At 62.8% G+C, this 16,880-nt stretch carries 13 protein-coding genes and 1 pseudogene; 7 read left to right on the top strand and 7 right to left on the bottom strand.

Annotated features, from left to right (window positions below; all coding sequences use genetic code 11):
* Positions 1-449: 449 nt before the first annotated feature.
* Positions 450-3,944 (bottom strand): carbamoyl-phosphate synthase large subunit, encoded by a 3,495-nt coding sequence (gene carB / locus ACLKMW_RS00005; protein ID WP_415722321.1) that lies wholly within the window; start codon positions 3,942-3,944, stop codon positions 450-452.
* Between the two features lie 225 nt (positions 3,945-4,169).
* Here carB and ACLKMW_RS00010 point away from each other — a divergent pair, with 225 nt between their 5' ends.
* Complete coding sequence (locus ACLKMW_RS00010; RefSeq protein WP_415722322.1) at positions 4,170-4,355, top strand: hypothetical protein; 186 nt, start codon at positions 4,170-4,172, stop codon at positions 4,353-4,355.
* Between the two features lie 218 nt (positions 4,356-4,573).
* Here the strand turns inward: ACLKMW_RS00010 and ACLKMW_RS00015 are convergent, their stop codons facing one another.
* Entirely contained in the window at positions 4,574-5,401 is an 828-nt protein-coding gene (locus tag ACLKMW_RS00015; RefSeq protein ID WP_415722323.1) for a class I SAM-dependent methyltransferase, read from the bottom strand.
* A 236-nt stretch (positions 5,402-5,637) separates the two neighbouring features.
* Here ACLKMW_RS00015 and ypfJ point away from each other — a divergent pair, with 236 nt between their 5' ends.
* Together ypfJ and ACLKMW_RS00025 are read left to right on the top strand one after the other, a co-directional pair.
* Positions 5,638-6,564: a KPN_02809 family neutral zinc metallopeptidase gene (ypfJ, locus tag ACLKMW_RS00020; protein ID WP_415722324.1), complete on the top strand. Its 927-nt coding sequence runs from the start codon at positions 5,638-5,640 to the stop codon at positions 6,562-6,564.
* A 949-nt stretch (positions 6,565-7,513) separates the two neighbouring features.
* A complete protein-coding gene (locus tag ACLKMW_RS00025; protein WP_415722325.1) occupies positions 7,514-8,761 on the top strand; it encodes a TCR/Tet family MFS transporter in 1,248 nt (415 codons plus the stop codon).
* Between the two features lie 4 nt (positions 8,762-8,765).
* On the opposite strand, the gene carA is transcribed toward ACLKMW_RS00025, so the two are convergent.
* Positions 8,766-9,968, bottom strand: a complete 1,203-nt coding sequence (carA, locus tag ACLKMW_RS00030; RefSeq protein WP_415722326.1) for a glutamine-hydrolyzing carbamoyl-phosphate synthase small subunit — start codon at positions 9,966-9,968, stop codon at positions 8,766-8,768.
* 478 nt (positions 9,969-10,446) lie between these two features.
* Between carA and ACLKMW_RS00035 the strand changes: the two genes are divergently transcribed.
* Entirely contained in the window at positions 10,447-10,896 is a 450-nt protein-coding gene (locus ACLKMW_RS00035) for a GatB/YqeY domain-containing protein (RefSeq protein ID WP_415722327.1), read from the top strand.
* Between the two features lie 497 nt (positions 10,897-11,393).
* Here ACLKMW_RS00035 and ACLKMW_RS00040 read toward each other — a convergent pair whose 3' ends face one another.
* Together ACLKMW_RS00040 and ACLKMW_RS00045 are read right to left on the bottom strand one after the other, a co-directional pair.
* Complete coding sequence (locus ACLKMW_RS00040; RefSeq protein ID WP_415722328.1) at positions 11,394-11,828, bottom strand: DUF1801 domain-containing protein; 435 nt, start codon at positions 11,826-11,828, stop codon at positions 11,394-11,396.
* Positions 11,829-11,844: 16 nt separating this feature from the next.
* The gene (locus ACLKMW_RS00045) at positions 11,845-12,303 is read right to left on the bottom strand and encodes a DUF1801 domain-containing protein (protein WP_415722329.1); all 459 of its coding nucleotides are present in this window, start codon (positions 12,301-12,303) and stop codon (positions 11,845-11,847) included.
* A 265-nt stretch (positions 12,304-12,568) separates the two neighbouring features.
* Here ACLKMW_RS00045 and ACLKMW_RS00050 point away from each other — a divergent pair, with 265 nt between their 5' ends.
* Positions 12,569-13,549, top strand: coding sequence for an MBL fold metallo-hydrolase (locus ACLKMW_RS00050; RefSeq protein WP_415722330.1), 981 nt, complete (start codon positions 12,569-12,571; stop codon positions 13,547-13,549).
* Between the two features lie 41 nt (positions 13,550-13,590).
* Here ACLKMW_RS00050 and ACLKMW_RS00055 read toward each other — a convergent pair.
* Positions 13,591-14,064 (bottom strand): annotated as a pseudogene (locus ACLKMW_RS00055) (HAD-IC family P-type ATPase); the annotation flags it as partial.
* Positions 14,065-14,354: 290 nt separating this feature from the next.
* On the opposite strand from ACLKMW_RS00055, the gene ACLKMW_RS00060 reads away from it, so the two are divergent.
* Together ACLKMW_RS00060 and ACLKMW_RS00065 are read left to right on the top strand one after the other, a co-directional pair.
* Positions 14,355-14,552, top strand: coding sequence for a heavy-metal-associated domain-containing protein (locus ACLKMW_RS00060; protein WP_415722331.1), 198 nt, complete (start codon positions 14,355-14,357; stop codon positions 14,550-14,552).
* 12 nt (positions 14,553-14,564) lie between these two features.
* Positions 14,565-15,050: a c-type cytochrome gene (locus ACLKMW_RS00065; RefSeq protein WP_415722332.1), complete on the top strand. Its 486-nt coding sequence runs from the start codon at positions 14,565-14,567 to the stop codon at positions 15,048-15,050.
* 37 nt (positions 15,051-15,087) lie between these two features.
* Here the strand turns inward: ACLKMW_RS00065 and ACLKMW_RS00070 are convergent, their stop codons facing one another.
* On the bottom strand, positions 15,088-16,758 hold the full coding sequence (locus tag ACLKMW_RS00070; protein ID WP_415722333.1) for a Na/Pi cotransporter family protein: 1,671 nt from the start codon (positions 16,756-16,758) through the stop codon (positions 15,088-15,090).
* Positions 16,759-16,880: the final 122 nt, after the last annotated feature.

Here is a 16,880-nt window from a genome sequence, read left to right on the forward strand (position 1 = left end):
CCGTTTGCTTACAGCTGCAAAGACTAAGGACGGGCCGCCGCTCAGACCACGGTCATAACGTCTTGAGAGACGCGCTTGGGGGTCGCGTATTCTGGTCAATTAGCGGTATGTTGGAATACTCCCATCCGGCCAGCGGAGCTGGCCGACCTCCCACAGCGGGAGGTAATGTGGGAGCCTCAGAAGTATTCCTGCAGCGGGGGCACTTCGAGGCTGTCGGCCTTCAGCTTGACGATGGCTTCGGCGGCGCCGCCCTCAGGGGGTAGTGCAATAGGGAACCTTCTGCATCTTGGTTGCGCGGCACGTTCCCTTCTCCCCGTTCAGGGGAGAAGGTGTCACGAAGTGACGGATTAGGGACGAGGCGATGCGCGGGGATAGCGCTGCCCCTCACCTGCCTGCCGGCATCCTCTCCCCGCAGGCGGGGAGAGGGGAGACTGCCGCAAAGGCTCGCCTTACTGGAAATACTCCTGCAGTGGGCGCACCTCTAGGGACCCGGCCTTCAGGGCGGCGATGGCTTCGGCGACGGCGGCGGCGCCTGAGAGGGTGGTGTAGTAGGGCACCTTCTGCATCAGCGTGGCGCGGCGGATCGATTTGGAATCCGAGACCGCCTTCTGGCCGTCGGTGGTGTTGAAGACGATCTGGATTTGGCGGTTGCGGATGGCGTCTTCGATATGCGGGCGGCCTTCCAGCACCTTGTTGATCTTTTCCGCCTCGACGCCGTTTTCCTTGAGGAAGCGCTGGGTGCCGCCGGTGGCGAGCACCTTGAAGCCGAGCCCGGCAAGGCGTTTCACCGCCGGCAGGATGCCCGGCTTGTCTTCGTCGCGCACCGACACGAACAGCGTGCCCGAACGCGGCAGGTCGACGCCGGCGCCGAGCTGCGACTTGGCGAAGGCCAGCGCGAAATCATGGTCGAGGCCCATGACCTCGCCGGTGGAGCGCATTTCCGGCCCGAGCAGCGTGTCGACGCCGGGGAAGCGGGCGAAGGGGAAGACGGCCTCCTTGACGGCGATGTGACCGGGATTGCGCACATTCGGCTTGTCGCCATAGACGGCGAAGGCGTCGTCCAGCGCTTCGCCGGCCATGATGCGCGCGGCGATCTTGGCGATCGGCTTGCCGATGGTCTTGGCGACGAACGGCACGGTGCGCGAGGCGCGGGGATTGACCTCCAGCACGTAGATGGTGTCGTCCTGGATGGCGAACTGCACGTTCATCAGCCCACCGACATTGAGCGCCTTGGCAAGTGCCGCCGTCTGGCGTTCCAGCTCCTCGACGATTTCCGGGCTCAGCGAATGGACCGGCAGCGAGCAGGCCGAGTCGCCCGAATGGATGCCGGCCTCCTCGATGTGCTCCATGATGCCGGAGACGAAGGTTTCCTTGCCGTCGCACAGGCAGTCGACATCGACCTCGAAGGCGTCGGTGAGATAGGTGTCGAACAGCAGCGGGTTCTTGCCGAGCAGCGTGTTGATCTGGCCGGTCTTGTCGTTGGGGTATTTCTGCTTGATGTCCTCGGGCACAAGGCCGGGGACGGTGTCGAGCAGGTAGGTCTGCAGCATGTTTTCGGAATGGATGATCTGCATGGCGCGGCCGCCAAGCACGTAGGAAGGGCGCACCACCAGCGGAAAGCCGAGCTCGCCAGCCACCAGGCGCGCCTGCTCGACCGAATAGGCGATGCCGTTCTTGGGCTGGCGCAGGCCGAGCTTGTGCAGGAGCTTCTGGAAGCGGTCGCGGTCTTCGGCAAGGTCGATCATGTCCGGCGAGGTGCCGAGGATCGGGATGCCGGCCTTCTCCAGCGCATCGGCAAGCTTGAGCGGCGTCTGGCCGCCGAACTGGACGATGACGCCGTGAAGCGTGCCTGCCTGCTGCTCGGCGCGCAGGATCTCCAGCACGTCCTCGGCGGTCAGCGGCTCGAAATAGAGCCGGTCGGAGGTGTCGTAGTCGGTGGAGACCGTCTCCGGGTTGCAGTTGATCATGATCGATTCATAGCCGGCCTCGTTCAGCGCAAAGCAGGCGTGGCAGCAGCAATAGTCGAACTCGATGCCCTGGCCGATGCGGTTGGGGCCGCCGCCGAGGATGACGACCTTCTTGGCGGAAGAGACCTGGGCTTCGGAGCGGGTCTCGCCGGCAAAGGGCACCTCATAGGTGGAATACATATAGGCGGTGGGCGAGGCGAATTCGGCCGCACAAGTGTCGATGCGCTTGTAGACGGGATGGACGTCGAGCTTGTGGCGCAGCTTCTGCACCGCATCGGCGTCGGTGCCGGTCAGCGAGGCAAGGCGGGCGTCGGAAAAGCCCATGCCCTTAAGCATGCGCAGATTGGCCGCGTCCTCGGGCAGGCCGTGCTCGCGGATGCGGGCTTCCATGGAGAGGATGCCGGCGATCTGTTCAAGGAACCACGGGTCTATCCGGCACATGGCGTGGACGTCCTCGAGCGAGGTGCCCATGCGGATGGCCTGCGCCACCATGCGCAGCCGGTCGGGCGTCGGCGTGCCGAGGGCGGCGCGTATGGCGTTGCGCTCATCGCCATTGTCGCCATTGCCCACGCCGGGAATCTCGATCTCGTCAAGGCCGGTGAGGCCGGTTTCCAGACCGCGCAGCGCCTTCTGCAGCGATTCCTGGAAGGTGCGGCCGATGGCCATGACCTCGCCGACCGATTTCATGGCGGTGGTGAGGATGGGCTCGGCGCCGGGGAATTTCTCGAAGGCGAAGCGCGGGATCTTGGTGACGACGTAGTCGATGGAGGGTTCGAAGGAGGCGGGCGTCGCGCCGCCGGTGATGTCGTTCTCAAGCTCGTCCAGCGTGTAGCCGACCGCAAGCTTGGCGGCGACCTTGGCGATGGGGAAGCCGGTCGCCTTGGAGGCAAGCGCGGAGGAGCGCGAGACGCGCGGGTTCATCTCGATGACGACGAGGCGGCCGTCGGCCGGGTTGACGGCGAACTGGACGTTGGAGCCGCCGGTCTCGACGCCGATCTCGCGCAGCACCGCGATCGAGGCGTTGCGCATCACCTGATATTCCTTGTCGGTGAGCGTCAGCGCCGGGGCCACGGTGATGGAATCGCCGGTATGCACGCCCATCGGATCGACATTCTCGATCGAGCAGATGATGATGCAGTTGTCGGCGCGGTCGCGCACGACCTCCATCTCATATTCCTTCCAGCCGAGCACCGATTCCTCGATGAGGACCTCAGTGGTGGGCGAGGCGTCGAGGCCGGACTGGACGATGTCGAAGAATTCGGTGCGGTTGTAGGCGATGCCGCCGCCGGTGCCGCCAAGCGTGAAGGAGGGGCGGATGATGGCCGGCAGGCCGACATGGTCGAGCGCGGTGGCGGCGACGCCCATGGCGTGGTTGATATAGCGCTGCTTGCGGTCGCCTTCGCCGAGGTTCCACTCGGTTTCGGCCTTGTCGAGCGCGGCGTCGAGGTCGTTGCCGGAATGGGTGGCCTTCAGCTCGGCGCGACGCGCCTCATGGGTCTTGCGGTCGGCGTCCTTGACGTCGGTGGCGTTGGCGAGCATCGACTTCGGCGTTTCGAGGCCGATCTTGGCCATCGCCTCGCGAAACAGCGCGCGGTCCTCGGCCTTGTCTATTGCCGCGGCGTCGGCGCCGATCATCTCTACTTGATAGCGGTCGAGCACGCCCATGCGGCGCAGCGAAAGCGCGGTGTTGAGCGCGGTCTGGCCGCCCATGGTCGGCAGCAGCGCGTCCGGTCGCTCGCGGGCGATGATCTTGGCGACGACCTCCGGGGTGATCGGCTCGATATAGGTGGCATCGGCCAGTTCCGGGTCGGTCATGATGGTGGCCGGGTTGGAATTGACCAGGATGACGCGGTAGCCTTCCTCCTTCAGCGCCTTGCAGGCCTGGGTGCCGGAATAGTCGAATTCGCAAGCCTGGCCGATGACGATGGGACCGGCGCCGATAATCAGGATCGATTTGATATCGGTACGTTTTGGCATGGGCGGGTCCGTTCGTGTTCGGGCTGCACAAAAAGTCCGGCACGGGAATGCCCGGCCGGCGGCACAGCAAATTGTCTTGTCAGGCTAAGGGTGCCTTATAGGCAAATGAAGTCGCGGTTGTAACCCCGAAAATTCGCGAACTCCACCGATGCGGAACGGAGCACCCGGCGGCGCGTTGAAAGTGTGCCGCGCCACTGAAACGGCGGCATTTCAGGAGGAAAAGGCATGGGCGCGAAGGAAGCACCAACGAAAAAAGGCAAGCAGGCGGCCGAGGGCCTGAGGCAGGCTGCGGCCAGCGAGGAACGCAAGACCGAGGCGAAGACCGGCAGCGAACTGAAGAAGGGCGAGAAGCGCTTCGAGGAACGCGCGCGCAGTTCCGACGGCAAGAGTGCTGCGACCAAGCAGAATTGAGGCGTGAGATTCTGCCTGCGGGCGCGCCGGCGCCGCATCAGAGCGACCCGTATCCTTCCTCGTCAACGGGATGGGTCCCGACTCGCGGTCGTTGCACTCCCTTGGCCGGGATGACGGCGTTAAGTCTCGCGTCATCCAGAATGTTGCGAAGCGCAGCGAGCGACGTATCCGGGACCCATCCCAACGAAGCTGGAGCGGCGGGTGGGCAAGCGCGCGCTTCACATTTTCTGGCAGAGCATCTGGATGGGTGCGATGGTGCCGGCGGCAAGCGCCAGCATGACATTGCCCAAGCGCACCGGCGCGGTCTCTCCCATCACCGTGTGCGGCCCCAGCGGCGGCGGACCGTGCCTGGCGACTTCCTCGCGCATCTCGCGCCCGAGCGTCAGCGACATTTCACGCCGGTTCTTCTCCGATCGCAGCACGAAGCCGGCTTGCTTCAGCAGGTCGCGATAGGTCTGCGGCGCCTCGACGAAGCTGGTGTCGAGCGAATCCGCCCAGGGCATCGGATAGGGCAGGTCGTCGCCGGTGACATTCATGATGTCGTAGACGGCGAACACGCCTTTCTTCTTGAGGGCACGGAAAACCTCGCGGAACACGCCGCCCTTGTCGGCGATATTCATTCCGACATGAATCAAGCTGGCGCGTTCGAAGGTTTCATCTTCGAAAGGCAGCGAAAGGCCGCTCGCCCGACGGAAGGAGACAAGGTCGGCAAGGCCGCAGCGCTGCGTCAGCGCGGTGGCGACGTTGACGAACTCATCCGTCAGATCGACGCCGACGACGGTGCAGCCATGATGCTCGGCAAAGTAGCGGGCGGGGCCACCAATGCCGGAGCCGACATCCAGCACACGCATACCGGGAGAAAGCGCCATGTCGTTGGCCAGGTCTATGGTCGCTGCCAGCCATCCCAGATGGAACTCGTCAACGCCTGACAGATCGGACGGATCGAGCCGGTCGACGCTTTTTCCGGAGGCCTGCAACGCATCGAGAATTGCACGTTCGAGTGCGCCGTGGCTGTAGTGCCGTGCAACTTCCTCTTCGGTGGTCATGAGCGACCTCGCGTGGCGCCGGTTCGCAAATTCCTCCACCTTTGAAATTACTCTCTTTGTTGGTTGATGGAAACGGATATTGCGCAAGGCTCGGTTGCCGCTCGCGGGGTGCGCCTTGCCAAAATTCCTGTGACTTGATGCAACCGTTAGGGTAATTGTCTGTTTGATGTGTCCGTGCCTGACCGGTGGCCAAACCGAACGGAGGGCGACGGGAAATCGACAGGAAGAGGTAGCGCATGCGCTGGAGAGGCCGTCGGCAGAGCACCAATGTTCAGGACCAGCGCGGCCAGGGGGGCGGCTTCGGCGGCGGGGGCTTGGGACGTGGGGGCGGCTTTCGCATTCCGATGGGCGGCGGCGTGCGCCGCGCCGGCGGGGGCGGTATCTCCGGAATCATCCTGCTTGTCGTGCTGTTCTTTGCGCTGAGGGCCTGCGGCATCGATCCGTTGGAAATCCTTGCCGGTGGCGACGGCGTGCCAGGCGGTGGGCGTATCACCCAGGAGTCGTCGCAGAGCGGCCCCAGGTCCAACGACGAAATGACCCAGTTCGTCTCCACGGTGCTGGCCGAGACCGAAGATGTCTGGAACGGGATTTTCCAAGCGGAAGGCCTGCAATATGAAGAGCCGACGATGGTGCTGTTTGCAGACCAGACCAGATCGGCCTGCGGCTTCGCCTCCTCGGCCAGCGGCCCGTTCTATTGCCCGGGCGACCATAAGGTCTATATCGACCTGTCGTTCTACGACCAGCTCGACCGCCAGTTCGGCGCGGCAGGCGATTTCGCCCAGGCCTATGTGCTGGCGCACGAAGTCGGCCACCATGTGCAGAACCTGACCGGCATCCTGCCGAAGTTCAACCAGATGCGTCAATCGATGGACCAGGCGGAAGCCAACGAGATGTCGATGCGCGTCGAACTGCAGGCCGACTGCTTTGCCGGAATCTGGGGGCACTTCACCGACCAGAAAGGACTGCTCGAGCAAGGCGACCTGGAAGAGGCGCTGAACGCAGCACAGCAGATCGGCGACGACACGCTGCAGCGCAAGACGCAGGGCTATGTCGTGCCCGAAAGCTTCAACCACGGCACCTCGCAACAGCGCATGACCTGGTTCAATCGTGGTTTCCAGAGCGGCAAGCTCGAGGACTGCGATACGTTCAACAACCGGATTTGAGACTTTCGCGCAGGTTCCACACGCCACGCCACTCGCGATCCCATTAGATCATCCGTCTGCGCAGCAATGGTGTATATCTGCGAGCAGATACAAGAAACCCCACCGGGCTTGGTGTCGCCATGGTGGGGTCTGCCTCTCTCGAGGTCTTGAGGCTCAACAACTTTCGTTGCGAGCGATCTTCCCCAATATGGGGTCTAATGGGAAAATGTCAAATTACCGGAAGCCGAGGCCGCAGAGAATGCCATGCTTCACGCGGTCGAAATCCCCGTCGGACAGTTTAAGTGTCAAATACTTGCGCTTGCCTTGTTGATCGCGTCCCGTTCGAAATAAATCTAAGCGCTCGAACGAAACCGCTGCCACGAGATCGCATTTGGCCCAAGCCACCGGCGAATCAAAGGGTGCTGGAAGCGGTTCAGTGAAATCAAGCTTCACAAACGTAGGGTACGTCGTGCGTTGGTGGTGTCAGGGAGATCGGCACGACACTACAGAGGCCATCGCGGTGCGGAAGGCGCGGGGATACTACAATGGCCGGGCGCCGCTTGACCATTTCAGGAATTCGAAAGCCTCCCATTGCGTAATCGCAGAGGACAAGAGTCTTCGGAGCAAGTGGATATCGAATCGCCATTAGCGGACGATCCGAAAAGTAATAGTACAGATCAAGAGGGAGCAATATATTTGCCTGCTTCTTCCAAGCAATGACCAAACAGGTGGTTCAGATAGTGACTGCGTTCCGTCAGAGTTGTCCGACTCTGACCTGCAGCGCAGCAGTGCGGATTGCCGGAATCCTTCGTTCGGCGGAAGTCACGCTCCCGGCTGGCGTGGTCAAGCTATCTGGAATCCGAAGGTTGAGATCGATCTTTTGATGTGTTCCTGTATTGTTCTCTGAGCCGGCTTGCGCTAAAAGCTGCATTGCCCTTTGCCCCGGGGGCTCAACCGCCGAGAGATCGAAATGGTCGACGATAAAACCGCCAGACGGGGCCTTGCGCTCGTTTTCACGATATTGCTGCTCGACATCACGGGCATTGGCATCATCATGCCGGTGCTGCCTGCCTATCTGCAGGAACTGACCGGCGTCGGCGTCAGCGAGGCGGCGATCGAGGGCGGCTGGCTGTTCTTCGTCTATGCGGCGATGCAGTTCCTGTTCGCCCCGCTGATCGGCAATCTCAGCGACCGATTCGGGCGCCGGCCCATTCTGCTGGCCTCCGTGCTGACCTTCGCCATTGACAATCTTATCTGCGCACTGGCGTGGTCGTATTGGGTGCTGTTCGTGGGCCGGGTGCTGGCCGGCATCAGCGGGGCCAGCTATTCGACGGCTGCCGCCTTCATCGCCGATGTCAGCGATGACGAGAACCGCGCAAAGAATTTCGGCCTGCTCGGCATCGCCTTCGGCGTCGGTTTCGTCGTCGGCCCGGTGTTGGGAGGCCTGCTCGGCGAGTTCGGGCCGCGGGTGCCGTTTTATGCCGCCGCCGTGCTGGCCTTCCTCAACTTCGGCGTCGGCTATTTCCTGCTGCCCGAAACGTTGGAGCGCAAGCACCGGCGGGTGTTCGAATGGCGTCGCGCGAGCCCGCTCGGCGCGCTGAAGCAGATGCGTAATTACCAGGGCATCGGCTGGATCGGGCTGGTGTTCTTTCTCATGACGCTCGGCCACATGATGTATCCGGCGGTATGGGCGTTCGTCGGCAGCTATCGTTATGGATGGAGCGAACAGCAGATCGGCCTTTCGCTCGGCGTGTTCGGGCTGGGTGGCGCGCTGGTGATGGCGCTGGTGCTGCCGCGCGTCATTCCGATGCTGGGCGAATGGCGCACCGCCGTCATCGGCCTCGCCTTCACGACCATTGCCGCCTTCGGCTATGCCGCCGCCTGGCAGGGGTGGATGATCTATGCGGTGATGGTGGCGACATGCCTGGAGGCGCTTGCCGACCCGCCGCTGAGGAGCCTTGCCGCCGCCAAGGTGCCGCCTTCCGCGCAGGGCGAATTGCAGGGCGCCATGACCAGCCTGTTTTCGATGACAAGCATCCTGACGCCGCTGATCTACACCGGGATCTTCGCCTGGTTCACGGGACCGAAGGCGCCGGTGGATTTTGCCGGCGCGCCCTATGTGCTTGGCGGCGTCTTCCTGTTTCTGTCGCTGGCGGTGTTCGTGCTCAAGGTGGAGAAGCCCGGCGCCGTGGCGCGCGCCGGGACGGCCGCGGCGTAAGCGTTCAGCCTTCCGCCAGAGCCGGTTCGCCCTTGCGTTCGCGGATGAGGTTGGTGAAACGGCGGAACAGATAGTGTGAATCCTGCGGACCGGGCGAGGCCTCAGGATGATGCTGGACCGAAAACACCGGCCGGCCCTTGAGCGCGATGCCGCAATTGGAGCCGTCGAACAGCGAAACGTGAGTCTCCTCAACGCCTTCCGGCAGCGACTTGGAGTCGACGGCGAAGCCGTGGTTCATCGAGACGATCTCGACCTTGCCGGTGGTGTGGTCCTTGACCGGATGGTTGGCGCCGTGATGGCCCTGGTGCATCTTCTCCGTCTTGCCGCCGAGGGCCAGCGCCAGCATCTGGTGTCCGAGGCAGATGCCGAAGATCGGCAGGTCGGATTTGAGCAGGTCGCGGATGACGGGAACGGCATATTCGCCGGTCGCGGCCGGATCGCCGGGGCCGTTGGAGAGGAAAATACCGTCCGGCTTCATCGCCAGAATGTCTTCGGCCGCCGCCGTTGCGGGCACCACTGTGACCTCGGCGCCGAGGCCGGCCAGCAGGCGCAGAATGTTGCGCTTCACGCCGTAATCCACGGCCACGACATGCATGGTCGGTTCGCTCTGCTCGCCATAGCCCTCGTTCCATACCCAGGGCGTCTCGCGCCAGGTGGACGACTGGCCCGACGTGACCTCCTTGGCAAGGTCGAGGCCGACCAGGCCCGACCAGGCGCCGGCGCGGCGCTTCAGATCGTCGATGTCGAACTTGCCATCGGGCGAATGCGCGATGACGGCATTGGCGAGACCCTTCTCGCGGATCAGCGCGGTGAGCGCGCGGGTGTCGATGCCCGACATGGCGACGATGCCGCGCCGCTTCAGCCACTGGTCAAGGTCGCCGGCGGCGCGGTAATTCGACGGGTTGGTGACGTCGGCCTTGAAGATCGCGCCGACGGCACCGTTGCGGGCGGCCGGGTTGAGGTCTTCGACATCCTCGTCATTGGCGCCGATATTGCCGATATGCGGGAAGGTGAAAGTGACGATCTGCGCGGCGTAGGAGGGATCGGTGAGGATTTCCTGATAGCCGGTGAGCGCGGTGTTGAAGCAGACTTCGGCAACCGCGCTGCCGGTTGCGCCGAGGCCGCGCCCTTCAATGACCGTGCCGTCGGCCAGTACCAGGACGGCGGTCGGCGCTTCGGTGGCCCAGGGGGCGGTTGTCGCGGCCATGTCAATTACTCCATTCGTGCCGACGGCAGGCGCTGCCGTCATGTGTTCGCGTCATTCGTCGCTTCGACGACTGCGGCGTCATTATGGCGCCGCCGGGGCGGGGAGCCGGAATGGCCAAGCGCGGCGCTCTTGCAGTATGGGCCGCGAAGGGCCATATCACGCACCGAAAGGCACGGGTTGCCGCGACGCTCGCGTACCTCCCGTGCAAATCCCAAACAAGTCCTGCCAAGGCGCGGACAATAGGCGAAGGTGCCGACGCGGTCAACAATTGCTGCTGCTGTGGTGTCTGATTCTTTTTCCTAGAAAAAACAGGAACTTGAGTGCAGGCGCCGCGTTTGTATCAGGCGTTGGCCGGGGCCAGGGCCGATAAAGGTCCAGACGAAGGCAGCTTTCATTCGGCAGGGTATAATCCCGAGAAGCAGTTTGCGTCGGTCGGCATCATGGCTATGGTCCGCACCCGCACAAAGGAGTTATCGCCATGCGCGACGTCATCGCCCAGGCTCTGAAGACCGCCCTCAAGGCGCAAGACAAGCGCCGCATCGGTACGCTGCGACTGATCAATGCGGCCATACAGGATCGCGATATCGCCAATCGCGGCGCCGGCAAGGACCCGGTGAGCGATGAGGAGATCATGCTTATCCTGGCCAAGATGGTGAAGCAGCGCGAGGAATCGGCCAAGGCGTTCGAAGAAGGTCACCGCCTGGAGCTTGCCGAGCAGGAGCGCGAGGAGATCGCGATCATCCGCGATTTCATGCCAAAACAGCTTGGCGACGAGGATGTGCAGAAGGCCTGCAAGCGCGTGATCGACGAGGTCGGCGCCGATGGCCTGCGCGACATGGGCCGCTGCATGGCGGCTCTGAAAGACAAATATGCCGGCCAGATGGATTTCTCCAAGGCAAGCGGCATCGTCAAGTCGCTGCTGCAGTAGAATGCGAGACGGCGGGTCTGGAGCCTTCCAGGGCTATCCGGAAGCGTTCTGCCGGCGGGAATTCGGGATCAAGTTCGAGGGCTTCGGCCCCGGTCGTGCCGGGGGTACGGTCCTGTCCGACGACCGAAGAATTTGATCCGAATTCAGCCGGCCCGCAGGGTTTGCCGCTGGCGCGATTCAGGTATGGATCAGGCGGGTCGGGCTGCGGATGTCCGCCACCGCTCGCCGCTGGGATCGCCGAACAGGTGTTCGGGGATGGCGGCGCGGGCCTTCAGGGGGCGGCGGCACCATCTGCAGATAACCGAACTGGCATCATGGGAGCCTGCACAAGACGCACAGAGTCGAGAAGAACGCACCATAATCCTCCATGCCTCCCGCCGCTGAGCGAGAAGCTAATCACTCAAGTTATCGAAAATGAGCATTTGAGCGCCCGCAACCCTCATCGGCAAAGATTGGGCCCAAATCAAGGCGGCAGAAACGCGCGGAAGGCGCGCAAATCAGGAGCGAGAACGGCTGATGGGTCCGGCGTTGGCTTTCATCGACACGTTCAGTGAGACGGCGGCGCGAATGAGCGCTTTCAACGCCTCTTCGTCGATCCTGTCGCCTTCATGGAAATCGATGGCACGCCTGGTATTGCCTTCGAGGCTGGAGTTGAAGAGGCTTGAAGGGTCCTCCAGCGAGGCGCCCCTGACGAAGGTCATCTTCACGACCTTCTTGTAGGTCTCGCCAGTGCAGATGATGCCGGCGTGCGACCACACCGGAACCCCTCTCCACTTCCACTCCTCTACCACCTCGGGATCAGCCTGCTTGATGAGGCTTCGGACCTTCGCGAGCGTTTCGCCCCGCCAATCACCCAATTCCTTGATTTTCTCATCAATCAGTTGAGAAGGCGAGGCTCCTCCGCTTTCTTCATTTGCGCCGCTTTTCGCCATGGCCTCTTGCTGATCCTTACATTTTCTCGCCGGGCAACTGGCTGGCCTGCTTCACCCAATCGGCGAACCGAGCCTCGTCGAGCTGATCGTCCTCACGGATGTCGAGATAGCGCACTTCCTTCTGCTTGGACGCGCCGGGCGGCACAGGACGCAGCGAGGTGCCGCGGAAGAAGGCTACTTTTACGTATTTGGTGAAGCAATGAAAGCTGAGGAACCAGCCCTCGCCCTCGACGCCATAGAAGGGCGAGTTCCATTTGACCGCCTTGTGCACACCGGGAACGGTGCGCGCGATGAGCGTGTCGAGACGGCGGCCCAGGTCGCTTTTCCAACCCGGCATGGCCGCGATATAGGCCTGCACGGGGGCGTCACCCTCGCCCTTCGGGATCTGAGGATTGCCGCCTGAGAGGAGGGTTGGCTTCGCAGTGGCCTGCTTGGCGGCGGCTTTCGCCGAGTTCCTGGGCGTCGTGTCGGCCATTGTGTTCACTCCCTATGATGGACTTATGTACAACCAACGGTACATGAATTTCGAGAGGCGTCCCGGAAGAACTCGCCCGCAGCGGGAAAGTGATGATTCCGGCGCCGAACAGCCACGCTGGATCTGAAGGACTGCCTTCGCGCTGCTGGACAAGTCGGCGAGCATCGCTGCGATGAAGATCGCCAGGGTTCCTGCTTCGTGGTAAAATAAGCGTTTCAACCTTATCGGTGGGGTTCAGGGCGGTCCAGGCAGCAAGGGGGTTCCCATGCTTGTTCTTGATCGACGCAGCTTGCTTAAGGCGACGGCCGCGGGCGCGGTCGTGGCGGCCGGAAACGGCCCAGCCGACGCCAAGGCCCCGAAGGACACCGCGGCGGCGGGCGAGGCGCCCGGCTTCTATCGTTTCGCGCTTGGCGACTACCGCATCACCCTGCTTTGCGACGGCGTGTTTTCGCTGCCGACGGAAAGCATTGCCACCAATGTCGCGGCAGACGAGAAGAAGGCCTATTTCGACGCGCACTACATCGCTTCGGATACGTTCGCGCTTCAGATCAACCCGCTGGTGATCGACACCGGGCAGAAGCGGATTCTGGTCGATACCGGCATCGGGGTCGGCAAGGACTGGGCGCTTCAAGCGGGACGGCTTGACAAAGCGCTTGAAAGTGCCGGCATCGCCGCCGACACGATCGACACGGTGGTGCTGACCCATTGCCATCCCGACCATATAGGCGGGATAGATGCCGACCCGGCAAAGCAATTCCCCAATGCCGAACTGGTGGTGTCGGAAACCGAAATGGGCCTATGGAACGCCCCGGATGCTGCTTCGAAAGTGCCGGAGTGGGCGCGCGAACTGGTGCCGGGCATACAGAAGACCTTTGCCGCACTTGGCGACCGCATGCGGCCGGTGAAGAGCGGCGGCGAGATCGTGACCGGCGTGGCGAGCATCGATACGGCGGGTCACACGCCGGGTCATATCTCGCTGCTGGTGGGCTCCGGCGAGAAGCAGTTGCTGATCACCGGCGATGCCATTGCGAGCATCCACATCTCGTTCGATCAGCCGGAATGGCAGATCATCTGGGACCACGACCGTGAAAAGGGTGCAACGACACGCCGGGCGCTGCTCGACCGGGCGGCCAACGATCGGCTGCTGGTCGCCGGCTACCACTATCCGTTCCCCGGTGTCGGACATGTGGTGAAGGAAGGCCAGGGTTTCCGCTGGCTGCCTTCCGACTGGGTGTGGGAAGGCTGAGAGTCTGCCTGGCCGACGGGGACGGCCGGCCAGGCGGATGCTCACTCACCAACGGGAACGGGTTTCAGCGAGAGTTCGGACTGTCCCTTGGTTCGGACAGGAGCGGCGAACCGCTTGAGCCGCAGGGCATTTCCGAGCACGAAGACGCTCGAGAGCGCCATGGCGCCGGCCGCCAGCATGGGTGAAAGCAGGGTACCTCCGAAAGGATAGAGGACTCCCGCGGCGACCGGGATCAGGCTGGCATTGTAGGCGAAGACGAAGGCAACCGCTCTTCCCCCCTCGCGCAGACGCTTCACCGCCTCGACCTTGCCGTCGGGCAGCACCTCGGCAACCACCTCGTCGATGCCGAGCTCGGCGGCGATCGCTTCCGCCGTCCGGCGGTTGTCTCCGGTGATCATCGCCACCTTCAGCCCGAGGCCGTGCAGCGCGCGGATTGCCTGCGGCGTCGTCGGCTTGATCGGGTCGGAAACCGCGATTATGGCGGCGAACCGGCCATCGATCGCAGCATAGAGCGGACCTGGAGCGCCGTGCGTCCAACCGGACGCACAAAGAATGCTAACTCTTTGATTGAGCATCGGATTATTCCGAAAAGGAGCCCGCTTTTCGGTCCGATGCCCTGGCTTGCCGAGGGTTGTAAAGGTTCCAGCGTTGGGAAGGTCAACAGGTAATTTTACGAATTCGATGCTTGAATGATCGTCTTCAAATTCGGTAACGAATCCGTGATCGGTTTCGCATTTGACCCTCCCGTTGGTGGAAGCTCCATCTACGGTTTGGAAGCACTGCCAACCGACTATAGGAGACGAAAATGCTGAAACTGAATGTGCCGGACATGACCTGCGGCCATTGTGCCGCCACCATTACCAAGGCCGTCCAAAGCGTGGACGACAAGGCGGTCGTCACCGTCGATCTGCCGACAAACACGGTTGAGATCGTAACGGATGCCGAAGCGTCCAGGATTTCGGCGGCGCTTGAGTCGGCCGGCTATCCAACCACGCTCGGCTGACGGCGCCGTACAATGATCAAAAGCAGGATTGTCGTCGTTGCGGGGCTTGTTGCGGCAGCAGGCATTTTCACCGGCTATGCCGTCAACAGCGGGAACAGCGCAGGATTGCTCCAGCCGGAGGACGCGAGCCTCGTCGCCAGGGGCGAGGCCGTCTACGCACAGCAATGCGCTTCATGTCATGGCGCGGACCTGGAAGGCCAGCCTGACTGGCAAACGCGCGACGCGGAAGGTTTCCTGCCCGCTCCGCCGCACGACGAAAGCGGTCACACCTGGCACCACCCGGACAAGCTATTGTTCGACATCACCAAGCTTGGCGTGGCGGAAGCGGCCAATCTGAACGGCTATCAGACGAGGATGCCCGCTTTCGGCGAGTTGATGAGCGACGAGGACATCCTGGCTGTCTTGTCCTACATCAAGTCGCGCTGGCCGCAAGAAATCCAGAAGCGGCATGACGAATTGAATCGCGCCTTTGAGCGCAGCAATGGGGTCGCTGAATGATGGCTTGCGCAAACGCCGCGGCGACCTGAAATAGAGTTCATGATGGGATGGCCTTGAGGCGTGAATCGCTCAAGAGACCCTGTTCCTCAAGCACCGGATAGACCATCGAAGCCAGCAGCGAATTGATCTGCTTCAGGTCGCGGATCGTGTCGAGATGGATGGAACTGGTCTCGACGCTCTTGGCCGTGCCCTCGCGCAGCCGCAGGAAATGACTGTGGCTGGCCTCTTTCTCGAAATCGCGCAGCCGATCCTTTTCCTGGACGAGCTGGCGCGCCGTGCGCGGATCGCGCGAAATCAGCACGTTGAAGGCGAGCCGGGCATTGGCGAGCACTGAGGCGTGGAAGGCGAGAAGTTCGCGCCAGCCTTCCTCGGTGAACTGCAGATCGTTGTCGAGCTTCTTCTGCACATGGATGAGCATGTTGCGCACGATGATGTCGCCCACCTGTTCGAGCTTGACGCAGGCGCCGATGAGTTCCTGGCAGCGCAGCGCCTCGTCCTCGGTCATCTGCCGAATCGTGGCCTTGGCAAGATAGAGCTTGATCGCCGCATGTTTGCGGTCGACTCGGTCGTCGAGGGCGGCGAGCGCCTTGATCCTGTCCGGATCGGCATCCTCGTAGAGCTCGATGATGCGCGTCAGCATGACCTCGACGGTCTCGCAGACCCGCACGACCTCGCGGGTGGCGTTGGCGAGCGCCAGGCTGGGGGTGTCGAGGGCTGCCTCGTCCAGCGCGCTGAGTTCGACGCTTGCCAGCGCTTCCGGCGGTTCAGGCGGCGTGCCCCAGGCGACGATGCGCTCCGAGGCGCGATAGACCAGCACCGCCAGCGGAACGCCCGCCAAAAGGATGATGACGTTGAACAATATATGCGCGTTGATGATCTGGTCCGGCACGGTGCTGCCAAGGAACGCCACCGGCGGTTCGAAGGACAGGAACAAAGTAAGGATCACCAGCGAGCCGGCGCCGCGCATCAAAAGATTGCCGATCGGCACGACGCGCACGCCGGGAGGGGAGGCGCGGGTGAGCAGTGGGGCGATGACCGAACTGCCGAGATTAACGCCGAGCACCATGACGATACCGAGTTCGGGTGGGATGAGGCCGCGCGCCGACAGCGCCACCAGAAGCAGCACGGCGGCAATCGAGGAATGGAACAGCCAGGTCATCAGCGCCGCCAGCAGATAGGCGGTGACCGGATCCCCTGAAAAATACTCGACGATGACCGGCAGCAGCGCACTGTCGCGCAGCGGCTCGGACGCCTTGCCGATCATTTCGAGTGACAGGACGAGAAGTCCGATGCCGACCAGGATGCGGCCGAACTGACGCCAGCCGCGCCGCTCGGTGGCCAGGAATATCGTCGTGCCGGCGGCAAGACAGATCGGCACCAGGAGCGTGAGATTGAAGGAAAGGATCTTCACCACCAGCGCCGAGCCGATTTCGGCGCCGCGGACCGCAAGCTGGGCGGCCATGCCGCCGACAATGCCGGATCCGGCGAATGAGCCGACCAGAAGCGTGACGGCGGTGGAGCTTTGGAAGGCGATGGCAAGTGCCGTGCCGGCAATGACGGCCATGACCGGATTGCGCATGGTGGCGCGCAGCCGATGGCGCAGCGCATCACCATAGGCGCGCTCGACGCCGGTGCGTACCATGCGGGTAGCGTAGAGCATCAGCGCCACGGCGCCGGCCAAATGCAGGAGAACGATCGATCCGGTCATGATCTTGCGTCCTTGGCGCGGTCGCCCGCCGGCGCATTCCTTTTGCGAATCAGGGGCATTGTCAGTTGGCCATTAGATTAGCCGGATAATATTATTCGTCCAAATTTTCCCTGCCGGGGCGG

It is taken from the genome of Borborobacter xinjiangensis, assembly GCF_047739745.1.
In the GTDB taxonomy this organism is placed as follows: Bacteria; Pseudomonadota; Alphaproteobacteria; order Rhizobiales; family Rhizobiaceae; genus Pseudaminobacter.